9 protein-coding genes, 1 CRISPR repeat array and 1 riboswitch are annotated in these 14601 nt (G+C 41.0%); of the genes, 7 read left to right on the top strand and 2 right to left on the bottom strand.

Features of this window, described 5'->3' with window-relative positions; translation table 11 throughout:
- Nucleotides 1–240 precede the first annotated feature (240 nt).
- The 3 genes from GKZ87_14935 (at nt 241) to GKZ87_14925 (ending at nt 6234) form a co-directional block, all read left to right on the top strand.
- A complete protein-coding gene (locus GKZ87_14935) occupies nt 241–675 on the top strand; it encodes a recombinase family protein (protein ID QSI26684.1) in 435 nt (144 codons plus the stop codon).
- A gap of 520 nt (nt 676–1195) precedes the next feature.
- On the top strand, nt 1196–3493 hold the full coding sequence (locus GKZ87_14930) for an EAL domain-containing protein (protein ID QSI26683.1): 2298 nt from the start codon (nt 1196–1198) through the stop codon (nt 3491–3493).
- Between the two features lie 743 nt (nt 3494–4236).
- Nucleotides 4237–6234: a prolyl oligopeptidase family serine peptidase gene (locus tag GKZ87_14925; GenBank protein QSI26682.1), complete on the top strand. Its 1998-nt coding sequence runs from the start codon at nt 4237–4239 to the stop codon at nt 6232–6234.
- A gap of 114 nt (nt 6235–6348) precedes the next feature.
- On the opposite strand, the gene GKZ87_14920 is transcribed toward GKZ87_14925, so the two are convergent.
- Nucleotides 6349–7752, bottom strand: a complete 1404-nt coding sequence (locus tag GKZ87_14920; protein ID QSI26681.1) for an FMN-binding glutamate synthase family protein — start codon at nt 7750–7752, stop codon at nt 6349–6351.
- A 174-nt stretch (nt 7753–7926) separates the two neighbouring features.
- Nucleotides 7927–8575: a CRISPR direct-repeat array (repeat unit 34 nt; unit sequence ATTTAGATCCACAGGCTCCCGCAAGGATCCTGAC).
- Between the two features lie 356 nt (nt 8576–8931).
- On the opposite strand from GKZ87_14920, the gene GKZ87_14915 reads away from it, so the two are divergent.
- The 4 genes from GKZ87_14915 to guaA all read left to right on the top strand — a co-directional run bounded on the left by GKZ87_14915 (nt 8932) and on the right by guaA (nt 13938).
- On the top strand, nt 8932–10101 hold the full coding sequence (locus tag GKZ87_14915) for an aminotransferase class I/II-fold pyridoxal phosphate-dependent enzyme (GenBank protein ID QSI26680.1): 1170 nt from the start codon (nt 8932–8934) through the stop codon (nt 10099–10101).
- Nucleotides 10098–10700 (top strand): dipeptidase, encoded by a 603-nt coding sequence (locus tag GKZ87_14910; protein ID QSI26679.1) that lies wholly within the window; start codon nt 10098–10100, stop codon nt 10698–10700. The genes GKZ87_14915 and GKZ87_14910 overlap by 4 nt, the downstream gene beginning before the upstream one ends.
- An 88-nt stretch (nt 10701–10788) precedes the next feature.
- A riboswitch (purine riboswitch) is annotated at nt 10789–10888 on the top strand.
- A gap of 52 nt (nt 10889–10940) precedes the next feature.
- A complete protein-coding gene (locus tag GKZ87_14905) occupies nt 10941–12275 on the top strand; it encodes an NCS2 family permease (protein ID QSI26678.1) in 1335 nt (444 codons plus the stop codon).
- 121 nt (nt 12276–12396) lie between these two features.
- Entirely contained in the window at nt 12397–13938 is a 1542-nt protein-coding gene (guaA, locus tag GKZ87_14900; GenBank protein QSI26677.1) for a glutamine-hydrolyzing GMP synthase, read from the top strand.
- A gap of 89 nt (nt 13939–14027) precedes the next feature.
- On the opposite strand, the gene GKZ87_14895 is transcribed toward guaA, so the two are convergent.
- Complete coding sequence (locus GKZ87_14895; GenBank protein QSI26676.1) at nt 14028–14498, bottom strand: helix-turn-helix domain-containing protein; 471 nt, start codon at nt 14496–14498, stop codon at nt 14028–14030.
- Nucleotides 14499–14601: the final 103 nt, after the last annotated feature.

The raw sequence follows: 14601 nt of genomic DNA, 5'->3' as shown, positions 1-14601 counted from the left end.
AAAGGTAAAGAAAAAAGAGAAGAACATGATTATAAAATGTGGAAAAGATGATGTGAGAGTGTATCCAAAGGAAACACTGCTAGTATCGCATTTGAAGCATGAAGAATGATGAATATTCAATGATATAAATCGTTTTAATGCAGTATGCTCTAATGATGTTAAGTTTGAAATTTTTGATAGGAATTTTGGCAAATTGTTTCTTATCGTGAAATTTGATAAGACTAGATCAAAGGAGACAATATGGAAACTAAAATAGAAATTGATACGATCGACTGTTTGGGGGATGATCTAACAGCCATTAGAAACAGTCTTGAAGAATTTGCTGAAAAAGATACGATGATAGCCTGTAATGGCATAAAGGCAGATGCTTCATTATTGTTACGATTTTATGATTATCTTCTAGAACTGAATCGACAAAAGCTAAAAGCGAGTCAGAAAAAAGGAATTGAGAAAGCATTACAGAGAAAATCTGAGGGAAATGGAAATTACGGCAGACCGAAAACTGTTTTGCCAAATGATTTTGAAATGCGCATTAAAGCCTGTCTGAATAAGAAACAGAAATTATCTGATTATTGTGATGAAACACAGATGAAAAGATCGACTTTTTATAAATATGCAAATCGGATAAAAGAGGCAGTGTACACGGAAGAATTAACTAGATTCAAACAAAATTAAAAATTAAGGAGGGAAAAAGCATCACTTAAATATCATGGTCTATTGATCCTTAATTACAGAAGGGCTCTTGGGTATAATCAAACGAGCCCTATTTTATTTAATAGGAAAGTTCTCTTAAGAAAAGATGAATAATTATTTTTCCGTAACATGATGACGATGTTGTGTATATAGTATTACTATAATTTAACAGACTATGTTTTACATGTGGAAGCTGTGGTTTCACTGAAGCGAAAATAAGCTGTCCTGATTAGTGAGGATGCGGGCTTTTGATCCAGCTCACATCTTTTTTCTAGTTTATGCATATACGGAATCAAAAGAAAACCATCTATGTAAATAAGGAGTTGTCTCTGGTATGCTATTCCTTGAAAAACGAGAGACTTTTATATAAATCTTAACTATTTTGTACAATTTGCTGATGAAAAAAAGTAAATGACTTATTGTGTTCAGCCATAAATATATTCCTCTTTTACATGAAGTATAGTATAATAATCATAACTGAGTGCTTGAGAGGGGGCCATACATGAATTCCCTGAGTAAGAAACAGAAAACACACACGCTTCTAACAATTGTTATCCTTGTTCTCATGATTCTGACAATGACAGGTCTGAGTTTTCTTATGGTTCAGCGTAGTAAATCCCTTATCATGAATGAAACACAGCGGTATCTTTCAGAGCTATCCAAGCAGACCTCTACCCGCGTTGAGCAAAACATTGCCAGAAATATGTCTCAACTACGTGAGGTCAGCTCTAATTTATCACAGGTTGCGACCAATGATGCAATCGGACAAAAAATCATAGATACATCACTGGAGGAAAACGGATTTTCCTGGATTGGCTATGTGAATCAGAAGGGAACTCTTTATATCAAAGACCATACCAGCGTCAATATCGGTAAGCTGGATGTTGTCCGTGATGCCATGCATAAGCAGCAAAGCGGTGTTAGTAAACAACTGGAACAACTGTATGGAGAGGATGGAATTCTGTATGCGGTACCCTTTTATGTAAAGGGTGAGACAAAGGGGGCAATGGTGGCATGGAATAGTACTGCGGATTTACAGCTGTTATCGGATACAGATACATTTAATGGAGTCGGCTTCAGCTATATCATTTCGCAGAATGGTGAATTCATTATGCATTCCAGTAACCGCTACGCTGTGTTTCAGGAACAGGGGTTTTATGAAAGCATTGAGGATGTTGCGGATATCGACCGAGGAAGCTCTTTGCATACGATGATGGCAGATCTTCAAGCTAGAAAAAGCGGGACGCTGCATTATACTGTTCATAAGGATGTTCGTGGTGAATCTGAGGAACGTACCCTGTATTATACGCCACTGCAGGAGGGAAGCTGGTATCTGCTGTCCATTGCACCGAGTATGATTTATGCGGAGAATATTCAGGGCTTTACAAACTTTTCTGTCATGATCAATGTGTTTATCTTTCTTGTATTCGGTATTCTGATTATATATATACTGTTCTCCAATAATAAATTCAATAAGGAAATCTATCGGGTAGCCTACGTGGATCCGATAACCGGCGGATTTACAGCACCGCGATTTGAAAAAGAGCTGCAAAGATTACTCAGTGACTTTCATCCCTTTGCATTTGTATCGCTGGATATACGCAAATTTAAGCTGATCAATGATTCCTTTGGAAGCGGTGACGGCGATCGTGTCTTGCACTATGTACACGGCTGCCTGCAATCAATATTGAAATCGGATGAGTTTGTTGCCAGAATTTCTTCCGATACGTATAACCTGATTTTACAGACAACGGATGCTGCAGAGATTAGAAGGCGTCTTGAGGATGTGACAGAAGCAGTCAATTCCTATAATCAAACAAGAGAGCATACGTATTATCTGCCATTGGATTGCGGTGTGTATATCGTTACGGATAGAAGTATTGATATCGTCAATATACGAGACCGTGCAAATACGGCAAGGAAAAACAATAAGAACCGGACAGGTCGTTATGTGTGCTCCTGTGTATTCTATGATGATCTGGATCGTGTGCAGATGCTGAAGGAAAAGAAAATGGAAAATACCATGGAGCAGGCACTTGCGAATGGTGAGTTTATTGTATACCTACAGCCAAAAATCAATCTTGCAAAGAGTGAAATTGTAGGTGCTGAGGCATTGGTACGCTGGAATTCCCCAAAGGATGGACTGATTTCTCCGGGAGAGTTTATACCGTTTTTTGAGAAAAACGGATTTATTGTCAAGCTGGATCTGTATGTGTTTGATTGCGTATGCCGTCTGTTAAAGGACTGGAACGCAAGGGGAATCAAAGCAGTTCCGATTTCTGTGAATCTGTCGAGAAATCATCTTTCGGATCCGCAGTTTCTGGAAAGGTTTGAGGCTATACAGAAAAAATATGGGGTTGCTTCCAGTCTGCTGGAATTTGAATTGACGGAAACGGTTGTATTTGAGAATCTGGAGCTGTTGAAGAATGTCATTGAACAAATTCATGCTGCAGGCTTTCAGTGCTCTATGGATGATTTTGGAAGCGGCTATTCCTCTTTAAATGTGTTGAAGGAGATACCGGTGGATATCTTGAAGCTGGATGGTGTTTTCTTTGATAAGGAGGGCGATCCGCGAGGGAATGATGTCGTTGAATCAGCGATTGAGCTGGCCAGAAAGCTTGGTATGAAAACGGTGGCTGAGGGTGTAGAAACATTTTCTCAGGTGGAATTTCTGAAAAATGCCGCATGTGATATGGTACAGGGATATGTTTTCTCAAAGCCGTTGTCGATTGAAAATTTCGAGATTCTTGCTTTTTCTGCTACTATGAAAAAGGCAGGTAAAAACACTACCGAGGAATGATAGAAGGGTAATGGAATTCATAGGATGGATGCATTGAAAAATCATGGAAGTGCCTGTTAAGTCCCTTGGATGATCCTTTCAGGTGATGGTAGTCATATTGCAGTATCATTGCTTGTGTGGGAAGCGTCTCATATAAAATTTGCTTTGGAAATCTGTTGCAGTTTACAGGTTTCTTTTTTTATAACGGAGCTTTATAGCGTATGCCGGTCTTATTTTAAGATAGATTGAAAGCTGCCACGTTCATCAAAAATGAAAAAGCATAAGAAAAAGGGAATGCTGTTATAGGGAGAGAAAAAGAAAAGGATGAACCAGACTACTAGCTGGATATGAATGGCTATAAGTGATTTTAATAGAGCTTTTATAAGAAAGCTATTTTGCAGATTATGATGAGCAGCTATGTCAGTAACACATCTATCTTTTGGATTCGTCAGGGAGTCGTTTGCTTTTATCTGTAGAGTATAAGGAGATTAAGCATAAGGAAAGACGGGGATGTGATTTTAATTCGCCTTTGGATTACTGCGTTCTTTATTATAAGAGTTGAAATGATAGATGTGTGTGATCGGGATACATGATATGAAAATACTATATTGATTGCTTGCCAAAAGCCTCGGATATAAGAAATTCCAGTTTTATCAGGAAAGACGTAGTGACAGATAATCATGTAATGAGGGAGTTTTGTTTAAAGTCTTTTTATTTCACAGCTTTTGTACTAGAATAGAAGAAGAACAGTAAAGGAGGGCATTATGAAAGAGATCATCAAATTGAAGGATTTTCTGGATTTTACATTTTTAAGCGATTTGACGTTTGCACCGGATGAGGAGCATGGTGTTTTTGCCGCAAGCAAATGTGTGGAGAAGGATAACAGCTATCAGACATATTTATATGTGACAGATGGTAATACGGTGCGTCAGCTGACCAGCTATGGAAAGGAGCAGTTGTATATCTGGGAGGATGAGGAAACGGTATTGTTTGCCAATATGCGTGATGCTGAGGATAAAAAAGCCGTTGAGAACGGAGAGGAACGTACCTGCTTCTACCGAATCAATATTCATGGCGGTGAGGCAGTAAAGGCGTTTACCATTCCGTTACGAGTGACCTCTATTAAAAAAGTAGCAGCTGGTGAATATGTGTTCTGTGCTGATTATCACCTGAAATATTCCTGTATGTATATGCTGGATGAGGCTGATAAGAAGGCTCTTTTGAAGGATAAGAAGGAAATGCAGGACTATGAGGTTTTGGATGAGCTGCCTTTTTACGGAAATGGTCAGGGTTATACAAATAAGAAAAGAAACACATTGTTCCTGTATCGGGAGGCTGAAGAAGATATTATTCGGATCAGTGATGAGAACTGCAATGTGTATGATGTGGAGCTGTCTGAACAGCGGGATATTGTCTATTATACAGGTGAAAGCTATGTGCAGAAGCCGAAGAATAAGGAAGCTGTATATGCCTATGATTTGGCGAAGGCGAAGGGACAAGTCATTCTGCCGTCAAAGCTGTGGTCTATTGGAAAGATATTGCCTTGGAACGATTGTATTCTGATGATAGCCAGTGAACAGAAAGCCTATGGATTAAATGAGAATGGAATGTTTTATCTGTTACATCCGGATACGGGAGAGGTAAGTCTGCTGGCTTCCTATGAGGATGCGACAGGCTCCAGTGTGGGAAGCGATTGCCGCTATGGTGGCGGATCAAGCATCTGTTTGTATAAGGATACTGTGTATTTTATTACGACCTTGTTTAACAGAAGTGCAGTTTATGCATTGAATGACAGGGGAGAAATTACTCCGGTATATGATACGGAGGGAAGTGTTGACGCCATTGCGTTTGCTAAGGATCAAATGTATTTCATCGGTATGCAGGATATGCGGCTGCAGGAACTGTATGTATGTGATCTGCATGGTGAGAATCGCTGTCTGCTGACAGACTTTAATGAGGCATATTTTGCTGAAAAGGATGTGCGGCCGTGTGTGCCTTGTAATATTCTGCAGGGGGATATGGAATTGTATGGCTGGGTTTTGGAGCCTCGAGACTATGACCCAAACAAAGCGTATCCTGCAATTCTGGATATTCATGGCGGCCCTAAGACAGTATATGGAGAGGTATATTACCATGAAATGCAGGTTTGGGCGAATAAGGGATATTTTGTGTTCTTTATGAATCCGCGTGGAGGAGATGGCAGAGGAAACAGCTTTGCGGATATTCGTGGTAAATATGGAACGATTGATTATGATGACCTTATGAAATTTACGGATGCAGTTTTAAAGAAATATCCGGCAATCGATGCAGAGCGTGTTGGTGTAACTGGCGGCAGCTATGGCGGATTTATGACAAACTGGATCATTACGCATACGGATCGGTTTCAGGCTGCAGCAAGTCAGCGTTCAATTTCAAACTGGGTGAGCTTTGCACATACTTCAGATATTGGAGAAATGTTTGGTGCAGATCAGCAGGCTGGAGATACCTGGAAAAATGTGGAGAAGCTGTGGTGGCATTCTCCGTTGAAGTATGCAGATCAATGTAAAACACCTACGCTGTTTATCCACAGTGATGAGGATTTCCGTTGTCCGTATAGTGAGGGCTTGCAGATGTATAGTGCGCTATGTGAGCACGGAGTGGAAACGCGTTTGTGTATGTTCCGTGGGGAGAATCATGAATTGTCCCGTAGTGGAAAGCCGAAGCACAGGGTTAAGCGGCTGGAGGAGATTACAGCCTGGATGGATGCACATCTGTGTGATTGACAGAGAATGAAGAAAAGAGCAGTACTGTAGTGATGATTACAGGGTTCTGCTCTTTTTTGCTTGTTTTCCGGAAGGGGGCTTAGGATGCTAATGGCTGCATTATGATACGTGGAATCAGCAGTGAGGAATGTTGGTATGATTGGATATTTCCGAGCTGGTTGTGCAAAGGTCATCCTCACTGAGATCATGTATGGAGGTATGTCCACTGATTCTTGCGAAGGATTTTAGTTCTTCTCTTAATACATTTAGATAGTTTTCTAAGCGTTTTGCCCCTTTTTCTATGGAGAAGTTTTTACGCAGCTCTGGATCCTGTGTCGCAATTCCCATAGGGCATTTTCCATTGTGGCAGATACGGTATTGCTGGCACCCGATGGCCATCATGGCAGCACTTGCGATTGCTACAGCATCAGTTCCCATAGCGAGGGCTTTTATCATTTCACCGCTGGTACGAAAGCCTCCTGTGATGATGAGCTCCTGGGACATATGATGTTTATCCATATATGCCCGTGCTCTGGCTAATGCGTATACGGTTGGTACGGTAGCATTATCTTTGAGATATTTCGGTGATGCGCCAGTTGCACCGCCACGACCGTCAATGGTTATAAAATCAGGCTGAGCATATGCTATCCATTCCAGGTCAGCTTCAATATGCCCGGCAGCAATTTTTATGCCGATCGGTCGGCCTTCACTGCGTTCTCTCAGGGAGGATACAAGATTTTTTAAATCGTCCTTTGTTTTGATTTCTTCAAATTTTGAGGGGGATATGATATCTTTATGCAGAGGCTTCCCGCGTATGGCGGATATTTCTTCAGTGACTTTTTCTGCAGGAAGGTGACCACCCATGCCTGGTTTTGAGCCCTGCCCGATTTTGATTTCAATAGCGTCACTGCGTTTCAGATTTTCATCCGTTACACTGTATTTGTTGGGAACATATTCAAAAATGTATTTATATGCATGATTGATTTCATCCGGCAGGATACCGCCTTCTCCGCTGCATTGAGCGGTATGTACAGCAGCTGTGCCCATGGCAAGTGCTGTTTTCGCTTCTTTTGAAAGGGCGCCGAAGGACATGTGGGATACGTAGACAGCATGCTCCAGAACCATCGGTTTACGCGCGTGTTTTCCTATGATTGTTGTTGTGTCAACATCGGCTTTATCAGCGAGTGGTGGATTGGATAGTTGACCGCCTAATAGAAGGATATCGTCCCATCCGGGTACAGGTTTGCGGGTACGCATTGCTTCTATACGGCTGGAGCCATGGACAGACATCTCATGAATAAGTGACATATTGGATTCGAGTGTATCTTCTTTTTTGGCATTTTTTTGAATGGACAGTGTGGATGCATTTTTATTTGTGTCGGTTATCTGTTTATCACTTTCTTCTGTTTTATCAGGCTTAAAGCATGCTTTTGGAGCAGTGCAGAGAGGACATGACCAGGTATCGTCCAGGTTGTTCCAAGGAGTACCTTCCACAGTTTCGTCATAGATATAGCCACATATTTCGCATACATATTTCATATAGTAAATCTCCTTTCTGTAAGCGTTTTCTTTATATAAGGTAATTGTACGCTTGTTGAAAGGAGATTGCAAATGGTATTGTGATTATGAGGCGTTTGCAAATAAGTTTGAATGTATTCATTTATCTGTGAAGAGGTTATCGAAAACATATGAGATTAAGAAAAGGGGATAAGGTATTAAAGTTCACAGGATCCACAAGGACCCTGACGACCATGATTTTGTATCCATATCCATCCTGTAGATTTAGATCCACAGGATCCCGCAAGGATCCTGACTTATAATGTGGATTCTTATCTATTTGCAGATCTTATTTAGATCCACAGGCTCCCGCAAGGATCCTGACTGCTGGTGGGTCGATTTCATGTTGCTGTTTATCTATTTAGATCCACAGGCTCCCGCAAGGATCCTGACGCAATCAAAGCATTCAATAGGAGGGTGAGACATGACATTTAGATCCACAGGCTCCCGCAAGGATCCTGACCCAAAACGATTCCATTTATTGTCATGTAAGCTGTTATTTAGATCCACAGGCTCCCGCAAGGATCCTGACCAAGCGCTGCAAAATCTATTGCCGGAAAGAGAGGAAATTTAGATCCACAGGCTCCCGCGAGGACCCTGACTATATGTCATGCAACCCATTTCCCGTAGTTTCTTATTTAGATCCACAGGCTCCCGCGAGGACCCAGACAAACAAACTCATCCACTAGATTCAAAGATCGGTATTTAGATCCACAGGCTCCCGCGAGGACCCTGACTTAATGGTTCAGGCGGTGCTATTGAGATGTATAGATTTAGATCCACAGGCTCCCGCGAGGACCCTGACTGTGAAATTTATAATAAACAGCTGCAAATGTAACAAAAATCTTGTTTTCATTAAATAATCTAATCATCATTCCATGAAAATAGTTACATTTGCTTGATTAAAACAATTTCTAAGCGCGAACCTCCCAGGGATTTCATGTGAGCTTAGGGTTCGCGCCGTTCAATTGTATATATAAATCTCTCTATATCCATATTATAACAGATTCTTTAGAGGATGATTATGTAATTTATGGTCAGTTGTATATTTATATAAGTATACAGCGCTGGAAGAAACTAAAATCTAATCCATAGCTATTGAAGGGAATGTATTTTTCTTTTATAATGGGGGAAATTGATAAATTAGAAAAGAGGAAGAATATGAAATTTTCCAAACGAATGGAAACACTTACGGAAAGTGTGTTCAGTAAGCTGGATGAAGAAAAGCAGAGAATGCTCAGCAATGGTAAGCCGGTATATGACTTTACAATTGGATCACCTAATATCGCACCTAGTAAAGCAGTTATGGACGCATTGATAACAACCGCTCAACAGCCTGAAAGTTATATGTATTCCTTGCATGATACAAAGGAATTCAGAGAAACTATTCAGAAATGGTATAAAACACGTTATCAGATAGAACTAAATCCAGAAACAGAAATATTATCACTTCAGGGTTCACAGGAAGGTCTGGCCCATGTTGCACTCGCATTATGTGATGAGGGTGACATTGTGTTAATTCCCTCACCGAGTTATCCGATCTTTGCGAATGGACCTAAAATAGCCGGAGCTCAGCTTTACGAAATGCCAATGCTGAAAGAGCATGAATACCTTATACAATTTGACGCAATTCCAAAGGAAATCGCAGACAGAGCAAAAATGATGATTGTATCCTATCCAAATAACCCAACCGGCGCAACAGCTCCGGATACATTTTATGAAAAACTGATTCAGTTTGCGAAAGAACATGAGATCATTGTAATTCATGATACGGCCTATAGTAATCTCGTGTTTGATGGAGAAGAAGGAAAAAGCTTTTTATATTATGAGGGCGCAAAGGACATAGGCATAGAATTCAATTCCTTCAGTAAGACCTATGGCATGGCAGGAGCACGCATTGGTATATGTGTAGGTAACTCGGAAATTGTTGGTATTCTGAGAAAACTGAAAAGTAATATAGATTATGGTATGTTTTTACCGATTCAAAAAGCTGCAATAGCTGCTCTGACACAGGATCAAAGCATTGTGAAAGAAACACGCGTGACATATCAGAAAAGAAGAAACCGTATTGTCGAGGGAGCGAAGGAAGCAGGCTGGGAAATTGAAGCATGTAAGAGTACCATGTTCTTATGGGCTCAGATACCGGCTGGTTACGGTAACAGTGAAGATTTTGCCATGCAACTGTTAAAAAAAAGCGGTATGCTTGTAACTCCTGGCAGTTCCTTTGGTGCATATGGTGAAGGCTTCGTGCGTATTGCGTTAGTACAGAGTGATGATGTAATTGAACAGGCACTGCAGGCTCTAAAGGACAGCCGTTTCTTTCTAAAATGAAAACACTGATAGCAATTGGAGGCGGCAGCTTTCAAAAACAGGAAACAAGAGCTATTGATATGTACGCGATAGCAAGATGTGGAAAGTCAAAACCGCGTGTATTGTTCCTGCCGCTTGCAAGCAGGGACGATCAGGGATATGCCAAGCGCTTTAAGCAGTATTATCGAACCCTTGGCTGTGAGGTGCAAGCATTACGGCTTCTGCATACCAAACTGCATATTGAAGAAATCTATGATACATTTCGCAGACAGGATATAATATATCTCGGGGCCGGCGATACCACATTTCTTATGGAACAACTGCAGTTACGCAAGCTGGATTTGCTGTTGCATGAGCTGGCTGATCTGGGAATTGTTATATGCGGACTCAGCGCCGGAGCAAATGTGTTATTTGAATATGGCTACAGTAATATTACAACGGATCGTTATGATATCGTAAACGGAACCGGGTTGATCAAGGGAGCTTTTTGTCCGCACTATCAAAAGCAGGAGCGGAAAGCATTTGATACAATTTACCTGAAGCTTGGTTTACAGAGGATTTGCTGTAAAGATAATCAAGCTTATGTTGTAGAGGACGAGAAAGCGTTTTTTCTGGAATGAAGATGCCTTCTCGTTTTCTTTTGATTTTTTTTCTATGAGTAATTCAGGTAAAAAATTACTTGCAAATTGTTTCATTTTTGTCTATAATGTACAAGTCTTATAGAAACATCGTATATACTTTCGACATTATGGTGAAAGCGTTTCTACCTGAAAACCAATTTCAGACTACGATGGAAGCATATATACGAATACTGCAGCTTGCGGTGTTTTTTTGTTTTGGGAGACGGAAAAGAGGGAATTATGTTAGAAAAGATATTTAAGTTAAACACGAAGAAGACTTCTGTTAAAACTGAAGTACTTGCCGGAATTACCACCTTTCTGGCTATGGCCTATATATTAGGTGTAAACCCGTCCATTCTGCATGATGCCGGTATGGATCGCGCATCTGTTTTTATGGCTACTGCTATCTCTGCAGGCTTTGCCTCCATTGTTATGGGGCTGGTCGCAAATTATCCGGTTGCCTTAGCTGCAGGTATGGGGGTTAATGCATTATTCGCCTATACGATTTGCGGACAGATGGGAATGAGCTGGCAGGCTGCGCTGGCTGGCGTATTTATTTCCGGTCTGATTTTTATCGTGATTTCGGTTACTGGTATCCGTAAGGCAATCATCAATGCCATTCCAAAGCAGTTGAAAATGGCGATTGGTGCCGGTATTGGTTTCTTTATTGCTTTTGTTGGACTGAAAAATGCTGGTATTGTTGCCGGTAGTGCATCTACTTTTGTAACAATCGGTGATTTTTCAAATCCTACGGTATTGCTTGCACTGTTTGGTATACTGCTTACCATTGCTCTGATTGTAAAGAAGGTTCCTGCTGCTGTTTTTGTGGGCATGGTAATTACGGCTGTAATCGGAATTGTGTGCGGAGCTGTATTCCAATTAAAGGGTATGCCGGCACTTCCTGATAACTTCTTTGAAATGAATTTCCATCTGAATGCGGCTGGCTCTTTTGTAGATGGTATTGGAGAATTGTTTGCGAATCCGTTGAATGCATTTATCGTTATTTTCTCCTTCCTGTTTGTTGATTTCTTCGATACTGCAGGTACTCTGGTTGCAGTTGCGAACCGGATTGGACTGGTAAATGAGAAGGGGGAATTGGAGAATGTGGAGCGTGCGCTGGTAGCTGATGCGGTAGGTACTGTTGCCGGAGCTGCTTTAGGTACCTCAACGGTTACTTCCTTTGTGGAATCTACTTCTGGTGTTGAAGTTGGTGGCAGAACGGGTTTGACCGCATGTACGACGGGAATTCTGTTCTTTGTATCCATTCTGTTTGCCCCAATTGTATTATCTGCTGTGACCAATGCAGTAACTGCTCCTGCTCTTGTCGTTGTGGGAATTTTGATGGCTCAGCAGTTAAAGGAAATCGAATGGGATAATATGATTTATGCGACTGCCGGTTTCATTACTGTAATCATGATGATTCTGACGTATTCCATTTCCAATGGTATTGCATTTGGATTTATCGCCTATGCAATTGCGATGACAGCTGCCGGTAAAGCGAAGGAAGTTCACATCACGGTATGGGTATTGATGGTGATTTTCCTAATCTATTTTGCACTGCCGCAATTTATGTAGAAAAAGATTTTAAAATCAGAAAAATAATGATATTATAATACAGGAAATATCAGTATTTCGATGACGCCGATACTATACATATTCGATATGGTATCGGCTTCTTAATAAGGAGGATACATTTATGGCTGATAAGATTATCGTACTTGACTTTGGAAGTCAGTATAACCAGCTAATAGCACGGCGTATTCGTGAGTTTGGTGTTTATTCTGAATTGCACCCGCATACGATGACACTGGAAGAAATTCTGGCACTGAAAGATGTCAAGGGAATCATTTTCTCTGGCGGGCCAAACAGTGTATATGATGAGGAAGCATTCAAATGCGATCCTGCAATTTTTGAATCCGGAATTCCTGTTCTTGGCATCTGTTATGGTATGCAGATGACACATTTTATGAATGGCGGAAGTGTGAAGGCATGTGAAGCAAAGGAATACGGAAGAACAGAGATCACGGTTGAAACAGATTCGCCGATATTCAAAGGACTGCCGGAAAAGCAGATCGTCTGGATGAGTCATGGGGATCAGGTGGATACATTGGCTGATGGCTTTGTTAAGGATGCATACAGTGATACCTGTACATTTGCGGCTACAAGCAATACAGAGAAGAATATTTATACGCTGCAGTTCCATCCGGAGGTGCGCCATTCTGAGTATGGAAATGAGATTTTGAAAAATTTTGTATTTGAGGTTTGCAAGGCAAAGAATGACTGGTCTATGCATAGCTTCATTGATATGGAGATTGAGAAAATCCGCAAGACTGTTGGTACGGACAAGGTGCTGCTGGGATTGAGCGGAGGCGTGGATTCCTCTGTTGTTGCGGCATTGCTGCATAAGGCGATTGGGGATCAGCTGATTTGTATGTTTATTGATCACGGCTTGCTGCGCAAAGGCGAGGCGGAAAGCGTTATGGAGACATTCGGACGCGAGATGAATATCAATCTGGTGAAAATCGATGCAAAGGAGCGTTTCCTGAGTAAGCTGGCTGGTGTGAGTGATCCGGAGAAGAAGCGTAAAATCATTGGGAATGAGTTTGTGTATACCTTTGATGAGGAAGTGAAAAAGCTGACATCAGGTGAGGATATCAAATGGCTGGCACAAGGAACTCTGTATACGGATGTAATTGAGTCAGGGACTAAGACTGCGCAGACAATTAAGTCACATCACAATGTAGGCGGGTTGCCTGAGGATATGCAGTTTCAGCTAATTGAGCCATTGAATACGTTATTTAAGGACGAGGTTCGTGCATTGGGGACGGAGTTGGGATTGCCTGATGAGATGGTATGGCGGCAGCCGTTTCCAGGACCTGGATTGGGTATCCGTGTGCTGGGCGATATTACAGAGGAAAAGCTGGAAATTGTTCGGGATTCTGATCTGATTTTGCGTGAGGAAGTTGCGAAGGCTGGATTGCAGAAGGAGGTTTGGCAGTATTTTACATGTCTGACGAATATGCGTTCCGTTGGTGTTATGGGGGATCAGCGTACATATGATTATGCGGTGGCTATCCGTGCGGTGACTTCGATTGACGGCATGACGGCGGATTGGGCGAAGATTCCGTATGAGGTGCTGGATGTAATCAGTAATCGTATTGTGAATGAGGTGAAGCATGTGAATCGGGTGGTGTATGATATTACGAGTAAGCCTCCGGGGACGATTGAGTTTGAGTAGTACCCAAATTACTAAAAAAGCCGATTAAATCGGCTTTTTTTGCGTCTATAGGGAGGTGAATGATACTGTTTTGATACTATTTCCTAAAATCATCTACGCCATTTATATTTTGGTTTATCGCCACTTGATAATGGCCAATTTACTTTCCAATCCAAAAACTCTTCATATGTAATTTTGCCTTCTGTTAATTCTGTACGAATATTAACCAATTCATTTAAAAAATCATTAAATAGAAAATTGTCTATACTGATTGCATATTTACAGTGTTTATCATCAATCGGGTAGAGTGTAATATCTGCCGTTTCCTCCATGTCGATCAAATCAAAAATAATACTTGTGATAGGACTTGCTGGTCGTTCATTCATAATCGTTAAAACATGAGCATTCAAAGCATTTGCTAATTTACTAATCATATCTGCTTTTGGTGTTCTTGTACCCGATTCATATTGGGCAATACGAATATCAGCATTTTTCTCGTCAAAACCTACTGCAATTCCTAATTGTTTTTGAGTAAGACCACGAAGTTTGCGTAGTTCTTTAATTCTTTCGCCTATTGTCATATGTATCTAGCCTTTCGTTTTAGTAATAAGATTATAACACATACCAAACAAAAATTAAACAAAATTGTTAAACCTTGTTGACTTAAACAAAAATGTTTAATAT

This window comes from Erysipelotrichaceae bacterium 66202529 (assembly GCA_017161075.1).
Taxonomy (GTDB): domain Bacteria; phylum Bacillota_I; class Bacilli_A; order Erysipelotrichales; family Erysipelotrichaceae; genus Clostridium_AQ.
The sequence above is the reverse complement of the archived record's forward strand: the minus strand, read 5'-3'. Positions and strand labels throughout refer to the sequence as shown.

Bases quoted from the DNA above. Each gene is read 5' to 3' on its own strand.
- GKZ87_14935 (QSI26684.1), top strand. From the start codon at position 241: ATGGAAACTAAAATAGAAATTGATACGATCGACTGTTTGGGGGATGAT.
- GKZ87_14930 (QSI26683.1), top strand. From the start codon at position 1,196: ATGAATTCCCTGAGTAAGAAACAGAAAACACACACGCTTCTAACAATT.
- GKZ87_14925 (QSI26682.1), top strand. From the start codon at position 4,237: ATGAAAGAGATCATCAAATTGAAGGATTTTCTGGATTTTACATTTTTA.
- GKZ87_14920 (QSI26681.1), bottom strand. From the start codon at position 7,752: ATGAAATATGTATGCGAAATATGTGGCTATATCTATGACGAAACTGTG.
- GKZ87_14915 (QSI26680.1), top strand. From the start codon at position 8,932: ATGAAATTTTCCAAACGAATGGAAACACTTACGGAAAGTGTGTTCAGT.
- GKZ87_14910 (QSI26679.1), top strand. From the start codon at position 10,098: ATGAAAACACTGATAGCAATTGGAGGCGGCAGCTTTCAAAAACAGGAA.
- GKZ87_14905 (QSI26678.1), top strand. From the start codon at position 10,941: ATGTTAGAAAAGATATTTAAGTTAAACACGAAGAAGACTTCTGTTAAA.
- guaA (QSI26677.1), top strand. From the start codon at position 12,397: ATGGCTGATAAGATTATCGTACTTGACTTTGGAAGTCAGTATAACCAG.
- GKZ87_14895 (QSI26676.1), bottom strand. From the start codon at position 14,498: ATGACAATAGGCGAAAGAATTAAAGAACTACGCAAACTTCGTGGTCTT.